General features: G+C 41.1%; 12 protein-coding genes. 5 read left to right on the forward strand and 7 right to left on the reverse strand.

Annotation, left to right across the window (positions count from 1 at the left end):
• Positions 1–68 precede the first annotated feature (68 nt).
• The gene (locus tag FXW07_RS14420) at positions 69–479 is read right to left on the reverse strand and encodes a hypothetical protein (RefSeq protein ID WP_229396031.1); all 411 of its coding nucleotides are present in this window, start codon (positions 477–479) and stop codon (positions 69–71) included.
• Positions 480–725: 246 nt separating this feature from the next.
• Between FXW07_RS14420 and FXW07_RS14425 the strand changes: the two genes are divergently transcribed.
• Positions 726–3,587, forward strand: coding sequence for a M1 family metallopeptidase (locus FXW07_RS14425; protein ID WP_229396032.1), 2,862 nt, complete (start codon positions 726–728; stop codon positions 3,585–3,587).
• A gap of 335 nt (positions 3,588–3,922) precedes the next feature.
• Here FXW07_RS14425 and FXW07_RS14430 read toward each other — a convergent pair whose 3' ends face one another.
• Complete coding sequence (locus FXW07_RS14430) at positions 3,923–4,159, reverse strand: ATP-binding protein (protein WP_276573354.1); 237 nt, start codon at positions 4,157–4,159, stop codon at positions 3,923–3,925.
• Positions 4,160–4,623: 464 nt separating this feature from the next.
• Here FXW07_RS14430 and FXW07_RS14435 point away from each other — a divergent pair, with 464 nt between their 5' ends.
• Positions 4,624–5,181: an Hsp20/alpha crystallin family protein gene (locus FXW07_RS14435; RefSeq protein WP_229396033.1), complete on the forward strand. Its 558-nt coding sequence runs from the start codon at positions 4,624–4,626 to the stop codon at positions 5,179–5,181.
• A gap of 108 nt (positions 5,182–5,289) precedes the next feature.
• Here FXW07_RS14435 and FXW07_RS19375 read toward each other — a convergent pair whose 3' ends face one another.
• From FXW07_RS19375 to FXW07_RS14445, 3 genes are all read right to left on the reverse strand, one after another.
• Positions 5,290–5,415, reverse strand: coding sequence for a hypothetical protein (locus FXW07_RS19375; RefSeq protein WP_255679086.1), 126 nt, complete (start codon positions 5,413–5,415; stop codon positions 5,290–5,292).
• Positions 5,408–6,016 (reverse strand): TIGR00296 family protein, encoded by a 609-nt coding sequence (locus tag FXW07_RS14440; protein ID WP_229396034.1) that lies wholly within the window; start codon positions 6,014–6,016, stop codon positions 5,408–5,410. The genes FXW07_RS19375 and FXW07_RS14440 overlap by 8 nt, the downstream gene beginning before the upstream one ends.
• A 335-nt stretch (positions 6,017–6,351) precedes the next feature.
• Complete coding sequence (locus FXW07_RS14445; protein WP_229396035.1) at positions 6,352–7,590, reverse strand: phosphoglycerate kinase; 1,239 nt, start codon at positions 7,588–7,590, stop codon at positions 6,352–6,354.
• Between the two features lie 306 nt (positions 7,591–7,896).
• On the opposite strand from FXW07_RS14445, the gene FXW07_RS14450 reads away from it, so the two are divergent.
• The 3 genes from FXW07_RS14450 (at position 7,897) to FXW07_RS14460 (ending at position 9,677) form a co-directional block, all read left to right on the forward strand.
• The gene (locus FXW07_RS14450) at positions 7,897–8,439 is read left to right on the forward strand and encodes a uracil-DNA glycosylase (protein WP_229396036.1); all 543 of its coding nucleotides are present in this window, start codon (positions 7,897–7,899) and stop codon (positions 8,437–8,439) included.
• Between the two features lie 490 nt (positions 8,440–8,929).
• Positions 8,930–9,226: an Hsp20 family protein gene (locus FXW07_RS14455; protein WP_048121927.1), complete on the forward strand. Its 297-nt coding sequence runs from the start codon at positions 8,930–8,932 to the stop codon at positions 9,224–9,226.
• A gap of 256 nt (positions 9,227–9,482) precedes the next feature.
• Positions 9,483–9,677, forward strand: a complete 195-nt coding sequence (locus FXW07_RS14460; protein WP_229396037.1) for a ferredoxin family protein — start codon at positions 9,483–9,485, stop codon at positions 9,675–9,677.
• A 378-nt stretch (positions 9,678–10,055) separates the two neighbouring features.
• On the opposite strand, the gene FXW07_RS14465 is transcribed toward FXW07_RS14460, so the two are convergent.
• Together FXW07_RS14465 and FXW07_RS14470 are read right to left on the reverse strand one after the other, a co-directional pair.
• Positions 10,056–11,396, reverse strand: coding sequence for a YncE family protein (locus FXW07_RS14465; protein ID WP_229396038.1), 1,341 nt, complete (start codon positions 11,394–11,396; stop codon positions 10,056–10,058).
• A gap of 430 nt (positions 11,397–11,826) precedes the next feature.
• The gene (locus FXW07_RS14470; protein WP_229396039.1) at positions 11,827–13,680 is read right to left on the reverse strand and encodes an S-layer protein domain-containing protein; all 1,854 of its coding nucleotides are present in this window, start codon (positions 13,678–13,680) and stop codon (positions 11,827–11,829) included.
• Between the last annotated feature and the right edge of the window lie 360 nt (positions 13,681–14,040).

A 14,040-nucleotide genomic window follows, 5' to 3' on the forward strand; every position in this document is an offset into this window, starting at 1 on the left:
AAAGCGAATATACAGAGCTTGGGGAGTCATCTGCTTTGCAGACACAACGAATTTTCGAAACACTTTACTTAATAGTTAAAATCTTTGCTTAATTTAAATACGTAAGTTTTAAACCCATTTTTGGGAATGTACTCATAATTTAATACTTTGAGTGTACCAATATATCTCCACATTCCTCTTTTATTCTCTTGTCTAAATCCATATATTGTCCTATGATCTTCTTTTGCATTAACAAGAGCCTTATTTGCTGCTGTCAATTTTTGATCTTTGTTTATCCCTTCACCATCATAATAAAAAGTATTTTCACCAAATTCATCTGAATATGGGCCTTTTTCTTTTGAAAATAAAATAATGTATGGGTTTCCATTATTGTACTTTCTTAGCGTTATTCCCTTTATTCCATAGCCAAAATTGGTACCAAAGATTGTTTCTATTTCTTCTTTAGGATATTCTTTATTTAGAGCCAAATCAAAATTCATGATTCATTTAACGTGCTAAAAATACTTGTATATTTTGATTGTTAAATGATCCTTAGAAAAGGAACGATTATACAAGTAGTTTCTTCACTCATATTTTGGTATATATTTAAGAAGCCTAAAAGATAGATGTGTTAAATTAATTATATTGATGAGAATTCTCTTCTTCAAAACTACACCTTTAAATCACATCCCTTCCTTTTCTATCCCACAATATTACTCTTATAACTTTTATTCGGTGACTCTTTTATGAAGAATAGGCTTTACAAATATTATCCTGAGGATTTCGGGGAACTTTCTGTTGACGTTTTGAATATGGACCTGGTGTTTGATGTTTATGATGACAAGACGAATGTGAAATCCTTACTCAGGGTAAGGACAAAGGATGCCCCTATTGAGAAGCTGGAATTAAACTGCAGGGACCTTGAGATCAGGGCTGTGAGCTGCATACAGTACGAGGTTTCTTACAGATACCGGAAAGATGACGCGATTCTTGAGATTAACTTCATGGAAGAGGTTCCGCCGCATACCGAAGTTGCGGTCATTACGGATACGGTTTGCAGGCCGACTAAAAATATTCTTGAAGGGCTTTACTATGACGAAACGCCGGCAGGAGCTCCACCTCAGCAGATCACGCAGTGCCAGCAGTGGGGGTTCCAGAGAATTGTGCCGTGCATTGACGATATGGCCGCAAAATGCACTTACAAAACGGCCATAATTGCGGATTCGCGGTACACGAACATCATTACGAATGGGGATGTCGTGGTTGAGAGGCATACCATAAAGCCCGGGCGGGACAAAATCGTATATGATAACTCGGTAACTCCAATGGCGACATATCTCTTTTTCCTGGGGGTTGGGACTTATGCGACCTTTAATAGGGAGTTTGAGTACCCTGACGGAGGCACTTTCATGCTTGAACTGCTTGTGCCGCCTGCCTCAGATGCGGCTGCAGCCGAAAAGGCACTGGATATCCTGCATGATGCGGTTATGTGGGTTTATCTTTTCACAGGGCCTGAGCAGTTCGATGAGGAGAAGCATTCTGTCAGGCTGGAGCTCTGGGACCTTGTCCGCATTCGGGAGAAGATAAAACATGAGGTAAAGCCCGAATCCACGCTGGAAGAAGACCTTACTAAAATCAGGGAAAGGCTTGCCGAGCTTAACAGGACCATCAGTCCAGGATACAGGTATACAGGCACCGTCTACCGGGAAATCGGCATGCAGAACTCGGATTTCGGAGGCATGGAAAACGTCGGGAATACCACGATTACCACAAACCGCATAATGCCTTTCCCGCAGATAACGGACCCGGCTTTTGAATACATGACCCGGGTAAAGGCTCACGAATATCACCATAACCAGAACGGGTCCGAAGTCACCGGAAGAAGCCCGTTTGAGATCTGGCTGAACGAAGCAGTGACCGTGCATGTGGAAGAACAGCATCATGCCTTTCTCTTTGGTGAGGACTACAACAGGCTCGGCAGAGTGCTTGAGCTGCTTGCGCCAGCGTCGGGGACCTTTGCCCTGGATGCGGGAGCAGCTTCCATGCCGATCATTCCTGACGGCTTCAATGACCCAAATGACCTGATTACCTCCGTCACCTATGTGAAAGCCCCGGAATACGTGCGCATGGTCGAGGCCCTTATAGGAAAGGATACTTTTGTCAGGGGCCTGGACAGGTACTTCAAAAAGTTCAAACATTCCAATGCAGCCACCCAGGACTGGATTGAAGCCATGGAAGAAGAAAGCGGGCAGCCCTTAAAAGATATGGCTGAAACCTGGCTGAGACAGACTAAATTCCCTGTAGTCGAGGTTTCAGCCGAATATGACGGAGCTTCCAGAAAATTCACATTTTTCCTCAAACAAAAAGTTCCAGCCGGTGGAAAACCCTGGGAATTCCCTTTCAGAGCCGCCCTTGTTGACGAAAATGGAAATGAACTTGCCGAGGTCCTGGAAAGGATAAGCGGGGAAACCGCTGAGATTGTGATTGAAAATGTGGATATGCCAGCCTTCCTATCACTTAATAGGGGCTATTCATTCTATGGGAAACTTGTATACAAAGCAAGCCACGAAGAGCTCATGATGCAGGTAAGGAAAGACAGAGATACCATAGGCAGGTTTACGGCTTTCTATACTCTTGTTGACAGGGAAAAACTAAAGCTACTTAAAAACCCCGGATCAAAGCCCTCTGAAGACTTTATCGAGCTTTACTACAGGCTTCTGAATGACCGGCAGCTTCTTGAAAAGGCGGGAGGGCAGTTCCTGACTATTTTTGAGTCTGTTGAGGATGAAGAGTTTGCCCACAGGTACCAGGAGCTTTATGATGTTAAACAGAAACTCCTGAAAGCTGTTGCCCGGAAATATGTAAACTCCGTAATTTCCGCCTACCGCTTCTTTGAAGAATCATCGGTCCCCAGAGATTCAACTCTTGAGGAGACGGCAAGGGTAATCAAGAACCGGCAGGCCAAAAATGTATGTCTTGGCATCCTTGCAACCCTTGATACTTCTGAGATTCATGCAATGATAAAACAACAGTTTGAGACTGCAACCTGTGCAACTGACCGGTTGAGCGCTTTTGCTGCATACCTGAATAGTTCGGCACCCGACAAAGTTGAAGTCCTGAGAGCCTTTGAAGCGGAGTCTAAGAAAAACCTCGTTGCCTGGGAAGCTTTCCTTTCTGTAATAGGAAGTAACAGCAGCGTTGATGCAGTGGAACTTGTCAGGGAAATGGAAAGGTCAGAAGCTTTCAGGATCGAGCAGACAAATGACCAGCGCGCTCTTTATGGAAGCTTTGCACGCAACCGGAAAAAATCCCTCCAGACCGAGGAAGGCAGGGCTCTCTTTGCAGAAATCCTGAGAAAGCTCGCCCCTGTGAACGAGTACAGCACGGTCAATATGCTCAATGCCTTTGCAAACATAGACCAGATGGAATCAAAGTATCATGTCCCGCTGGTAAAGATCCTGGCAGACCTTCTCGGAGAACTTAACGCCCAGAAATACCCGAGTGTTTATAACAGGATCAGGAAACTCCTGCTTGGAGCTCCGGATGCTGTTACAGCATACAGTATGGCGCACGGAGAAATTCCGGGACTGAAGCCGGAAAATAAATAAAATTTTTTGGAGAAACAGCTTATTTAGGGAGTAATAAAGGCTAATCCCTACGATTCAAATCGTAGGATACAGCCATCAACTCTCTCCTTGTCTATTTGCTGATAACGTTTTTAAATTTCTCAAGCTATACTCTATTGTCAAGTTTTGTTCCGGAAGCTGCAAATACTACATTCGAAGCTGCAAACACTACATTCTGTATTCAGTTTAGCTCTCATATCTTCCATTAAATACTATCAGGATCTCTTGTTATTGTCCTATCTGGCATGAAAGTGTTTTCAAGTACTTTCATTTCTTTTTGTATGTTATTCAAAGAATATCATGTTCGTTTTTTACTATCAGTACATGCATTTTTCAGCACACGGAAAAATGTGAAATTCCTGCTCGTATTCCCTGTTTTTCCTCTTTTTCAGTCTGTAACTTTTCCCTCTGATATTAGTTGTCAGACAATGGTGGAGTATTCTATCAAGTACAGCAGTCACTATTACATGTTCCTTTAATATCTCTCCCCATTCTCCATATGACTTATCCGACGTGAAGATAGTCGAACTCTTTTCATAACGTCTGGAAATCAACTAAAACAAATAGTGAGCTCCTTCTTCATCAAATGGGAGGTAACCCATAAAGGCTCTGGGGTTCTATGCTTCGTCATCTAAATATTAAATCTGTATTATGCGAAAACTATAAATACTAATCATACTATCTATAGGGTAGTAACTTGGGTACAACACCACCCTTACAGAGCAATTTAACCAGAACTGTAAGTGTTACCCATCAGTTACTCAATAGATATCTGCGAACAGACCGAAGGCGAACCTGTACCGCTTTCAAAAAATGGATTTGTCCCAACCTCCTAAAAAACGTGGGAGTCTTGAACTCTCATTATCGTGCCTGTAAAAAAACGGGTGAGATCAAAACGGACCTCCGTCGTTATTTCTTTCCCGTAACATCCAGGCTGTTCTCTGGAGAGTTGGATAATAACTGTTCTGGACTAGATTTACAGATCAAAACACTATAAAAACAAGTAAAATTAGGAAAAATGAACGAAAAGCAATCCTTAAATCTGGAACGTCTGGACTCTGGACTCTGGAAAGCTTGTAATCAAAGAAACCTGGAATTGACTAAAGAGGAATCTGATATGAAATTTCCAATGAAAAGAACAGATCGTGACATGTATAGCTGGGATCCATTTGATGATATCAGAAGAATGCAGAACTATATGGAACATATGTTCAGGACTTTTCCTGCACTGGAAAGCCGGTTCGGAAACGAAGCTTTCTCTCCGTTAACTGATGTTATGGAAAAAGATGAGAAAGTAGTTGTGACAACCGACCTGCCCGGGGTTGACAGGGAAGATGTTGAACTCAATCTAAAGGATAACGTTCTGGTAATCAGTGCAGGGAAAGGAAACGAAGAAGAAGCTGAAAAAGAAGGTTACCTCAGAAAAGAACGGTCTTTCATGCGCTATTACCGTGAGATTCCTCTCCCCAACGGCGTAACTGAAGAAGGAGCAACTGCACAGCTCAAAAACGGAGTCTTAACTATTACTCTACCGAAAACAAAACCCGTAGCTGGAAAGAGAATCGAGATTGAATAAACCGGCACTCAGGATAAGAATACTCAATACCACGATACCACATACCACAATCCGAATAAGCTGGATTTCAACTTGATTCCAGCCTGAAAAACTCTCAAACTCCATAAATCACCTGCGGACAGGCTCAGGAATCGGACTCTGAAAGCCTGCAGGCTGCCCGCAGTACTCTAAAAGCTGCGTAAGAATTCTAAAATGCTTTAAGAAAGCCAGGGAACCGCAAGAGTTCTCATTCACCTGAAATATTTTCCTCAATGACCTCGCCACATGGCTCTTTTTCCTTGAAAATCTGCCCTTCGAAACAGGAGACTTCGGCTCCTTTGAGCCAGGCGTCAGGCAAAAGGCCGGCTTTCAGGCAGGTATGGCTCAGAAATTCAATAGAATCCATATTATACTCAGGGGCAACCTGAGGAAGCAAAAGACCCTGACAGTATCCCTGCTTTACAATAAGCCCATGCCTTCCGATTTCGATGTGCTCTGGAAGCTCTTCTGCAGGAGCATTAATCTTTTCGGGCTGGGTAAGAATTGTTACTTCAACAACTATTTTATCAAGCTCATCTTTTCTCACTGAAGGAAAACGCGGGTCTCGGGTTGCCGCAGAAATTGCAGAATCCATAATCGCGTCCTCAAGTCTCGAATCCGGAAACGGATGCCCTATGCAGCCCCTCAGAAGTCCGCTTTCAGTAAGTGTGACAAAAACTCCTCTTTTTTCTCCAAAAACCGGAGAAAGCTCAAAACCCAGTTCCTGAGGTTCCGGAAACTTTTCTTCAGATAGGAATAACTCGATAGTTTTCCTTGCAAGTTTGACTGCAGCCCTGCCTTCAACGTCTGTAAGCATATTTGAACCAACACCTCAATTTATTTTGAATTTTTGCCTGTAACTATTAACCAGCATTATATTACTACCGGCATTACCAGTACTGGCTGCAAATGCCAGATATGCATCTATCCAAGGTTAGTATGATAATATTTACGTGGAAGCTAGTATAACAGTATGTTTATCGGTGCTGGTAAAAGTATATTTCCGGGATTTTACTTTTAAAAAGCCGGAAAATGAAAAGGGTTTTTTAAAAAGAAAAGCCAGGGAGTTTTATAGAAGAGAACTCGCAGAAGGAAACTCCCTAATAGAATACTTATTTTCACAGATGTTATAACTTGCAGGAAACAGAACAATTAGATCTTCTTAGTTTCCTCATATCTCTTAGCTGCAGCCTTCAGAGCCTCTACACCAGGAAGCTTTACTCCGGAGAGATAATCAATTAGTGCCCCACCACCTGTACTGATGTGAGAGAAACGATGTGCAAGCCCAAGATGCTCGACTTCTGCCGAAATATGCCCACCGCCAATAATTGAAAACTCGGATTTAATAGCAGCTTTTATAATCTCATGCGTTCCAAGGGCAAACTCGGCAACTTCGGAAATCCCTGCAGGACCGTTTAAGATAACAGTTTTTGCACTTTCGATTTCACTCGTAAAGTTCACGATGGTTTCAAGCCCAATGTCGTTTATGGGGAGAGAATCAGATTTAAGTTCAGAGACAGGTACTTCAACCCGCTTCTTATTGTCGTTTAAAGCCACGTCCCTGGGAAGGCCAACTTTATCTTTGAATTTTGCAAGTATACCTTTTGCTTTTTCAATCTGGTCTTCATAGCCCTGGGATTTGATGAAGTCCAGATTTACTTTCCCTATATCTATACCAGATGCCGCAAGTGCCACATTTGCTACTACTCCGGTCAGGAGTACCCGGTCAGCCCCTCCATTTGCAAGCACATTTTCCGCCACATGGAGCGAATCATCGACTTTTGCTCCTCCTAGCACGAAAATTGTTGGCCGTTCCCCTCCTTTGATCCCTCGGTCCAGAGATGTGAGCTCCTTTTCCATGACCCTCCCGGCTCCGGTAGGGAGAACCTCAGTAAATCCAACTACGGAAAGTTGAGACCTGTGAGATACGGCAAAGGCATCATTAAGGAAGATATCCACAAAAGGTGCCAGTTTTTTAACCGGATAGGTTTTTGCCTGTTCTGCTGGAGTTCTTTCAAGGCTTTCTTCGGAATAGAACCTTACATTTTCGAGCAGGATGACATCTCCATTTTCCATAGAAGCAATTCTGGTCTTTGCGTAAGTTCCGAAGATATCATCTACATAGAGAACCTGCTTTCCCAGATATTTGGACATCAGGTTGGCATGAGGCTTCATTGTAGTAAAGTCTTTTTTCCCGGGCCTGCTCTGGTGTGCAAGCAAAACAACTTTTGCGTCCTCAAGATCCTTCAAGGTGGCAATATGGCTTCGGATCCGCATATCGTCCAGAATATTACCCTGTGGATCCATAGGGGAGTTCAGGTCAACCCTTACAAGAATTGTCTTTCCGTGTGTGTCAAAATCATCGATTGTAAGAAAGTCTCTAGAAGTCATACCTCAGCGCACCTTTGTGAATGAGATTTTTTATATATATAGTGGGGAATAAAATTTAACAGCAAATTTCAGAGAATTTTTTATCATTGAATAGTGGTTATGTTTGTCATGGAATTTTTTCCATAAATAAGTTTGTTTGTATGCAGGTCTCGTGAGATGGATTACGAATTTTATATAAAAGCCAGAATCAAAAACTGGCCACAATTCAATAATATATCGGGTCACATATAAAAATATTAAAGGAGGTACAAGGCGACGACATATGAAAAGGATAACCATAGAGATTTTGAGGACCGAATCAGAACGATGGTGGAAGCCGGATACGAAACTGTTTCAAGGGAGATAATTAAATGCACCCGATGCCCACTCCATAAAAGTGCAATCAAAAGAGTCATAGGAAAAGGTTCCTGTAACCCGAAAGTTTTCTTCATAGGAGAAGCCCCAGGAAAAAACGAAAACGAAACCGGGATTCCGTTCTACGGCAGGGCAGGAAAAAAACTGGATAAAATGATCGAGTACATGGGGCTTTCCGAAGAAGACTGGATGGTAACAAATACGGTCAAATGCCACCCCCCTGAAAACCGAAGACCCAGTACAAACGAGATCGAGTGCTGTAAGCCCTTCCTGCTTTCTCAGATAATCCTGCTTAACCCGAAAATCATAATTCTTCTTGGTAATACAGCCGAGAAGTCCTTTTGCCCCGGAAAAAAACTCGAATGGGGAGTCCCTGTGGAACAAGAGGGAAGAACAATCCTGAAACTTTACCATCCCGCAGCCCTGATTTACACCGCCTCAAAAAAAGAGATCCAGCGTGCTTTCATTGACAAAAACCGTGAGCTATGGAGTTGAACATCCCGGATGAAAGCCAAGCCTTTGCAAAAAAAGTAAAAAACTTACCCGCCCGAAAATTGCCAATTAGGAGATCTTTACTTCAAGAATCCTGCAATAAAGCTTTGCTACGTCTGTTTTACCTTCAAAAATCAGAATAATACGGTCTGAAACGGTCTGTGAATCGATATATCGATTCACAAATTATAAATATCGAGATTTTTACTCTATTATTGGGGTTTGTGTGGAGGTCAGGAACAAGAATTTGAATAAAAAATCGACATCTAATGTCGTAAATTTAAGAGTTCAATATCTAATTCCGTAGCATTTAAGATTCAAATCTTGTGCCGTAACATCTAATATTCAAATATCTGAATGTCAAAGCATCTATATTCCAAAATGAAATTCTGAACACAGGTGCCTTAACGCCTTACACTAAACTCGCCGATATATGGACGAAATTAGTTGTATTATGTAGTTTGCCGGGGAAATAATTATTTGGGAGGGTATCATGGCCATGGTGAAAATGTCTCCTGATATAGTTTCGTGTTCTGATGACAAAGGAAACCTTGAAATTCAGATCGATCTGCCTGGAGTAAAGAAAGAGAATATCGAATTAAAGATGGTTGAAGAAGGCTTTTTCGTAAGAGCGAAAAGAGAAGAGACCGGGGTCGAGTACGCCGGGACTTATGCATTCTGCTGCGCGGTTGTCCCTCAAAAAGCGGTCGCCAGATATTGTGATGGAAAACTGTTTGTCATAGTGCCTTACAGAGAGAGTTCAGAGACTGTAGACATTGAAATTCAGTAAGAGACTGTAAACGTTGAAATCCAGTAAAAGAGACTGTAGACATTGAAATTCAGTAAATGAGACTGTAGACATTGAAATCCAGTAAAAGAGACTGAAACTTGAAATCCAGTAAAAGAGACTGAAACTTGAAATCCAGTAAAAAAGACTGTAGACATTGAAATTCAGTGAAAAGGTGAAATAACAAAATCGTTATTGATAGAGTATTCGCGCTGCAAATTTAACTTTTAATCTGGAAATAATACGGTGGAGGGAAAAAATGCACCCAGTAATCGACTATAAAAAGTGTACCGGAGCTCTTGCCTGCTACGAAGTTTGCCCTGCAGACGTTTTTGATATCGAAGAAATTGATCAAGTAAAAAAGGCAGCTGTAGCCCGTCCGGAAGATTGTATAGAGTGTAACCAGTGTGTGGAAGCCTGCCCGGAAGATGCCATCGAACTTGTTGAAGATTAAATTGGAAAATTCTCCTCGTAATTCTTTGGGACTAAACCTCAGCGGGTTGTTATCCTGGCAGTTATCAAGTCCAGGCGACGAATTAAAATCTGGACTCTAGAAAACTAACAATTCCTGGGGAAGCAATCCGGAGATTTGAAAAAATAGAAAACGCATATCAGAAAACGCAGATGAAGGAAAACAGGTAGTAAAGTACATCTTAAATATATTAATAAATCTCTTAAAAAACACACAGAATAACAAAGTGCCCTGATTTATAAATATATACATATTTTAGTGCCATGAGGCTCAAGACTGATTAAAAAGCAAGAGAAAAATAAAGTCCTCCTTGCTTAGAATTGCCGGGTTAAATCAAGATGTGGCAGCATAATTGCTTCATTACTTCATCTTTCTGACAAATGCAACTGCTCCCAGTAATGCTACAAGTACCCAAATAGAGCTTAGAAAAGGAATTGATGCTTGAGTAGGGACAGATTCTCTTTTCTGCTTACCCTCTGTTCCTCCGTTTGCTGTCATCCCGGTATCATTTGTCTGGTTCTCGGTTTGCTTTATAGGGGTCAAGAAAGAAGTACCATTTAATCCAATAGTAGAACTGGATTTTATTACCGGACCAATTGCCACAGCAGTAGGGGATCTTCCTACGGGCACCGTACTATTAACGTTATTTGTGGCTGTGTCAATTACAGAAGTAGTATTGCTCCCATAGTTCATTACATAAACCTTATTTCCATCTGGGGTAACTGCAACTTCGTAAGGATAATTTCCGACACTCACTCTATCTATAACCTCGTTTTTAGTTGTGTCAATAACATCAACAGCGCCCGTATGTGAAGTTGCATCAATATTACTTTTACCTGAATATCTACCAGGTATATCTATTGCCACGTATGCCCTCTTTCCATTCGGGCTGACTGCAATTCCATGTGGCAAGCTTCCAACATTTACTGTCGCTGTAACATTATTTGTTGCCGTGTCAATTACAGAAACAGTACCTTTGTAGTAAGGATAACTATTGGAATTAACCACATACACCTTTGTTCCATCCGGACTGACTGCAATTCCATGCGGATCTTTTTCCACATTTACTGTGGCTGTAACATTATTTGTTGCCGTGTCGATTACAGAAACATTACCCTGGTAGTCAGGAGGAATGCCGGAGTTCACAGCATATACCTTTTTTCCATCCGGGGAGACTGCAATTTTGTAAGGCAAGTTTTCGACTTTTACTGTGGCTGTAACATTGTTTGTTGCCGTGTCAATTACAGAGATAGTGTTGCTCGCAGTGTTTGCAACATACGCCTTTGTTCCATCTGGAGTGAATGCAACTCCTAAGGGGTAGCTTCCTACGTATATTGTGTCTATTACCTTATTTTTGGCTGCGTCAATTACAGAGACGCTATTGCTCATGCAGTTTGTCACATATACTCTTGTTCCGTCCGGACTAACTGCAGTCCCTGAGGGCTCGTTTCCCACATTCACCGTAGCTGTAACAGTATCTGTAGCAGTGTCAATTACAGAAACATTGTTACTCTCTAAGTTTGCAATATATGCAAATGGTGATGCACCTGCGATATCCATAAGTATTAAAACCGTAAGTGCCGCTATTCCAAAAGCTTTTAAAATGTTACATCTTCTGCATGCTTTATTAGATATTGCAATAGGTGAGAGTGAAAACGAAAAAGTGGAAATCGGTATTACTGATATAACTTTACTTTTCATCTATTTTCCCCGAGCAGCATTTGTCTAATAATAGTAACGTGGTTTCGCATTCAAAATTAATTACTGTAGTTTAATTCCTATAGTTTAACTATTATAAGCGATTTATTATAGTTTAATTATCATAAATTAATTATTATAGTTTAATTAACATACATACAGTCTTCTGCTATAACCTAAGTCCCACTTTTTTAAGCGCATAAACATCTCAAGATATCGAATTATGCTAATTTTTTAAGCATATAATCTTCAGGCTGTAACTCTTTATGATGTTTCCCAGTGTATCGATTCCAAAACACCTTCACGGACTTGAAATTTCAAATTTATTCATTAACAGTGAATTTTTTTCAATGATGGACTAGTTCTGGAATCGATACATTAATTCGTTTTTAGGGTGGGTAATGTTTGTTTTTAGGGTGGTTGGTGCAGGTAGTTAGCTATTTGATATTTTTCCGAAAACAAGGCTTCCCATGTTAGATTTATTTACTCCACTAACGATTTTCTCAAGTGTGAATCCTCCGATTTTATCCCCAATTTTGAGGGTTCTGGCATTTGCATAGTCAATCAGCCAGATTCCGTCAATCTGGACAACACTGTTGTTTCCACGTTGATAGACGTTACTAACATGTACTTTCAGGACAGGGACATTGTCTTCACCTTGAATCTTGTCAAGGTAGCAAGTCCAATTTTCACCGGTTGAAAGGATAGTATCATCTACATATTTTCCATTTTTATCGAATTCAAGCCAAACCTTCTTACCGGCAACGTCAACCTGCCTGGCCTTGATACTGTAACCCTGGCCGAGACCAAGTTTACTGCCGGCCTTCAGGGTGAATTTGTCACCGCTGTCAAAGACAAGCCTGGCAAGTTTGTCAACATGACATTTCCAGATTGGGTCGTAATCGGCACTCAGTGGAACATTCTTCTCTCCAAACAAATCAATTACCGGGTATCGTTCATTAGACCAGCTACTGCATTTATAGCTGGTACTGACAACATTACAGCTTACAGGAGATTCTGTAGCATTTTTGAAAATAAGGCTCCCCAGGTTAGACGAATTTGTTCCATTGGTGATTTGCTGAAGTGTGAATCCTCCGATTTCATCTCCAATGTTAAGGGTTCTGGCATTTGAATAATCAATTAGCCAGATGCCATCGATAAAAACGATGCAGTTCTCCACACCTACGAATAACTGTTTGACGTGGACTTTCATGACAACAATATTATTTTCACCCTGAACATTGTCAAGAGTAACAGTCCATGTCTTGCTTTCATCATCAGTATTAACGGAGAGATTTTTATCGGCTATGTGTTGTCCGTCTTTAGTGAACTCTAGCCAGACTTTCTCACTATCAATGTCGATCTGTTTGACTTTGAGAGCGTAACCATTTTCAAAGTCAATGTTTTCACCGTTTTTGAGAGTGTAAGTCTCATTACTATCAACCATTAACCTTGCAAGCTTGTCAACATGTGATTGCCAGAGTGAACCATTATTGGCTAGCAAGGGAACATTCTTCTCTCCAAACAAATCAATTACTGGGTATCGTTCATTAGACCAGCTACTGCATTTATAGCTGGTACTGACAACATTACAACTTACAGGAGATTTCGTAGTATTTTTGAAAATAAGGCTCCCCAGGTTAGTCGAATTTGTTCCATTGATGATTTTCTGAAGTGTGAACCCTCCGATTTCATCTCCAATATTAAGGGTTCTGGCATTTGCATAGTCAATTAACCATATCCCGTCAATCCGAACGATATTGTCTACTGCCCCCGCGAATAGCTGATTGACATAAACTTTCATGACAACAATATTGTTTTCACCCTGAACATTATCAAGGGTAACATTCCATGTCTTGTTGCTATCAGTAGTAGTTGAAACGTTTTGATCAGCAATATATTTGCCATCCCTGGTAAATTCAAGCCAGACCTTCTCATTGTCAATGTCAATCTGCTTGACTTCAAGAGCATATCCCTGACCAAGGTCGAGCTTTTCGCCATCTTTGAGGGTATAAGTTGCGTTACTGTCAAGAATCAACCTGGCAAGCTTGTTAACATGTGCGTTCCATATATTACAGTGGTTAACAAGCAATGGAACATTTTTCTCCCCAAATAAATCAATTACTGGATATTGTTCGTTAGACCAGGTACTACATTTATAATGGGTGCCGACAACATTACAAATATTATCTTTATTGCAATTATTGTCTGTTGCACCTCCGGTGTTTACTGCTATTGAAATTAGTAGAGTAAGAGCAACCAGTGCAATTACTTTATGTTTTTTCATTTTACTGTTCCTCCCTGTTACTGCTACTTGCAGGTTGTTAAGCCGTCCTCTGGGCTTTAATTCGTCCAGGGCGAGTTAACTATACTCCGTTTTTTAGTAGTTTGTTGGATCTTCAAAATCTAGCATAGTTTCCACTAATCGTTGACCGTTATCGATCAAAAACCAGGAAAACAACATAAAGTCTTTCGACAAGACCCAAATTTTATTGCTAGACCGATAAAAACATGAATTAAGGAAATTAGGCTCTGTAGAAATCTTCTTGGAGTGGGTGGAGTAGTCTTTAAACCTGCAACTCAAGATGTGGGCTGGATTTTCGATAATTGAAGATGATCCGTTTCTGTCTGTTTGAAGAGGATTTCT

This window comes from Methanosarcina sp. DH1 (assembly GCF_020804205.1).
In the GTDB taxonomy this organism is placed as follows: Archaea; Halobacteriota; Methanosarcinia; order Methanosarcinales; family Methanosarcinaceae; genus Methanosarcina; species Methanosarcina vacuolata.

Excerpts from the sequence above, each read along its gene's own strand:
- FXW07_RS14435 (WP_229396033.1), top strand. The coding sequence starts at position 4,624 with ATGAACGAAAAGCAATCCTTAAATCTGGAACGTCTGGACTCTGGACTC.
- FXW07_RS14420 (WP_229396031.1), bottom strand. The coding sequence starts at position 479 with ATGAATTTTGATTTGGCTCTAAATAAAGAATATCCTAAAGAAGAAATA.
- FXW07_RS14450 (WP_229396036.1), top strand. The coding sequence starts at position 7,897 with ATGGTGGAAGCCGGATACGAAACTGTTTCAAGGGAGATAATTAAATGC.
- FXW07_RS14460 (WP_229396037.1), top strand. The coding sequence starts at position 9,483 with ATGCACCCAGTAATCGACTATAAAAAGTGTACCGGAGCTCTTGCCTGC.
- FXW07_RS14425 (WP_229396032.1), top strand. The coding sequence starts at position 726 with ATGAAGAATAGGCTTTACAAATATTATCCTGAGGATTTCGGGGAACTT.
- FXW07_RS14440 (WP_229396034.1), bottom strand. The coding sequence starts at position 6,016 with ATGCTTACAGACGTTGAAGGCAGGGCTGCAGTCAAACTTGCAAGGAAA.
- FXW07_RS14445 (WP_229396035.1), bottom strand. The coding sequence starts at position 7,590 with ATGACTTCTAGAGACTTTCTTACAATCGATGATTTTGACACACACGGA.
- FXW07_RS14465 (WP_229396038.1), bottom strand. The coding sequence starts at position 11,396 with ATGAAAAGTAAAGTTATATCAGTAATACCGATTTCCACTTTTTCGTTT.
- FXW07_RS14470 (WP_229396039.1), bottom strand. The coding sequence starts at position 13,680 with ATGAAAAAACATAAAGTAATTGCACTGGTTGCTCTTACTCTACTAATT.
- FXW07_RS14455 (WP_048121927.1), top strand. The coding sequence starts at position 8,930 with ATGGCCATGGTGAAAATGTCTCCTGATATAGTTTCGTGTTCTGATGAC.